The 2,287-nt window shown below is 37.1% G+C and carries 2 protein-coding genes and 1 pseudogene; 1 reads left to right on the forward strand and 2 read right to left on the reverse strand.

Going from position 1 to position 2,287, the window contains the following annotated elements; all coding sequences use genetic code 11:
• A pseudogene (locus ACFIKE_RS09665) lies at positions 1-691 on the reverse strand (YdaU family protein); the annotation flags it as partial.
• Positions 692-811: 120 nt separating this feature from the next.
• On the reverse strand, positions 812-1,186 hold the full coding sequence (locus tag ACFIKE_RS09670) for a hypothetical protein (RefSeq protein WP_375649614.1): 375 nt from the start codon (positions 1,184-1,186) through the stop codon (positions 812-814).
• Positions 1,187-1,269: 83 nt separating this feature from the next.
• On the opposite strand from ACFIKE_RS09670, the gene ACFIKE_RS09675 reads away from it, so the two are divergent.
• Positions 1,270-1,887, forward strand: coding sequence for a S24 family peptidase (locus tag ACFIKE_RS09675; RefSeq protein WP_375627036.1), 618 nt, complete (start codon positions 1,270-1,272; stop codon positions 1,885-1,887).
• Positions 1,888-2,287 lie beyond the last annotated feature (400 nt).

Consider the following 2,287-nt stretch of genomic DNA (forward strand, 5'->3'; position numbering starts at 1 on the left):
AAATCCGCAGGCAATCGACAACCGCGATTAGCTTGCGCTCGTTTTGCTTTTTTGGGAACGTTCTCTTGCTCGTGAATGGGAGGTTGGTTGTCTGATGAGGTTTCGATTTGCTCTGATGTGGTCTCAACAGCAGCAACCTCTGTTGGCTCGTCAACCTGTTCGTTTGTTTCTAAACTTTCAGAACCAATTTCTTTTTTTGCTAAAACGTCAGTTTTAGTTTTTTTATATATATTCTTATTCTGGTTCTTTATAGCTTGATTTTGCTTAGCGTTTGCTTCAGCAAAAAAACGTTTTGCTTGTCATTTGCTTCAGCAAAATTATTAACATGTTGTTTTGTATTATTTTTTGCTTGTGCACCTTTTTTACCAGCCTCACTACGAACTTGCGATATGTGCTCTTTTTTATCAGCAAAATCGTTCAGCTCTTCTTCAACGCGCGTATTCCACAATCCATTATCTGTCTCAACAAGTTTATCATTCCTCATTAAGTATTCGACAATAGCTGCAAATTTTTTCTGCGAACAATTGCAAGCACGTGCAAGCGTTTCAAAATCTTCTTTAATTGGTGCTTTTTTATCGTACATGCGAACGAGAAGCGTCATATAAGCGCCCCTTTGCTCTAACGTCATTCCATCTGTACCACTTATCCAGTCATACAAATGGAATCTTATCCATGGCATACCATTAGACATGCGCGCCCCCTTCTTTCATTAAATATAAATTAGTGATCATAATCCCCCCTTAAGGCTGTTGCGTATTTATGCGTGCGCATGGTGACGCGTTATTAATTTGATCTCTTTATTTTTGCCTGTTTAAGAATGTGAATGGTGCTGTTGATGTTTGTTATTTTCTGTATGAGCAGCACTATGAGAAGATATTACTGTTTGTGATGCATTTGCTGTACTAATTTTCTCCACCAGATGAAGCGTATCTTTTCTTCGTTTTGTCATTGGACGAATAACTCTATGGGATTTACTCCCATAATTATGTAGGAACCAATCTAGTGTAACCCAAGATAGACCCTTAGCTTTAGACAACTGAATAATTATATTCCAGTATTTTGGAGAAATACTATTGCGATCACGCATTTTACGCGCAGCCTCATAGCTACAACCAATTTCTTTTGCAAATTGGCATATAGATCCCCAAGATTCAATCAAACTTTTGACATAAAAATCATTAACCATGATAAAAATAGTACATTACGTACAACTTTTAATCAAGATAAAATCGTACACAATGAATTAAAAAAATAGTGGATAATGTACAAATGACTTATTTGCCAAAAGATAGACTTAAAATAGCGCGTAAGAATGCTGGATATGCAACACCAAGCGAAGCTGCGCGCGCTGTACCAGCTCTTAATCAAAATACCTTAATTAGTCACGAAAATGGAAATCGTGGTATTTCGCGCCAAATAGCCGAGCTCTATGGACAAGTATTTAATGTAGATCCGGGGTGGATTTTGTATGGCGAGTCTCCTCAAGAAAGTCCTAACCTCAATATAAGTATTCCTCTCGTTTCATGGATTAGCGCTGGAGAACTAAGCGAGCAAGATGGGATAATGGATTTTTCAGATTATCCTATGACAGAGGCTGTTAATCTTCCTGCCGGTGAATGGATTGCTTTACGTGTAGATGGCGCATCTATGAATAAAATTAGCCCTCCAGATTCTATAATATTTGTAAATATGCGAGACAAAAAACTTGTGCCTAATGCCTGCTATGTAATTGCAGATGAATCTGGACAAGCGACATATAAACGATACAGACCTAATGATGATCCTCCTTTTCAGCCCGCTTCATACGACAAAACAATAAAGGCTCCAAAACTTGAAGGCGCTATCTCTATAATAGGTCGTGTACGGCGCACTATTCTTGATATGTAAACACAATACGATTCTCTGTTCACGTTATCGATTAGATTGCTATCAACAGATTGAAGCAAGTTTGCTTGATTTTTATCAGTAAACAGCAAATTTTTGATTCTCTAAATTGTGCCGTGATTCGTCTTTTTTTTATTTTTTAAAAAAAATAGTACATTATGTACTTGACTATCTTTAGTGCATAATGTACTAATATATCCATAAGCCACGCACAAACAATTGCCAAGAGGCGTTAGGGAGGAAAAATTATGGAAAATCCAATTCTTATAAATTCCGATGAAATTTTATTAGTTGTCTATGATGATGATCAAAACATTGGTCGGTCTGGACCACTGGATGAAAGCCAAGTTCTAAAAATTATTGACGAGGCAGATGATGCAATCCAAATCTTTCGCATCAATCC

This window comes from Bartonella sp. MU70NMGDW (assembly GCF_042194085.1).
GTDB classification, from domain to species: Bacteria; Pseudomonadota; Alphaproteobacteria; order Rhizobiales; family Rhizobiaceae; genus Bartonella; species Bartonella grahamii.

What these genes read in the sequence shown, in the direction of transcription:
- ACFIKE_RS09670 (WP_375649614.1), bottom strand. Translation starts at nt 1,186, where the DNA reads ATGGTTAATGATTTTTATGTCAAAAGTTTGATTGAATCTTGGGGATCT.
- ACFIKE_RS09675 (WP_375627036.1), top strand. Translation starts at nt 1,270, where the DNA reads ATGACTTATTTGCCAAAAGATAGACTTAAAATAGCGCGTAAGAATGCT.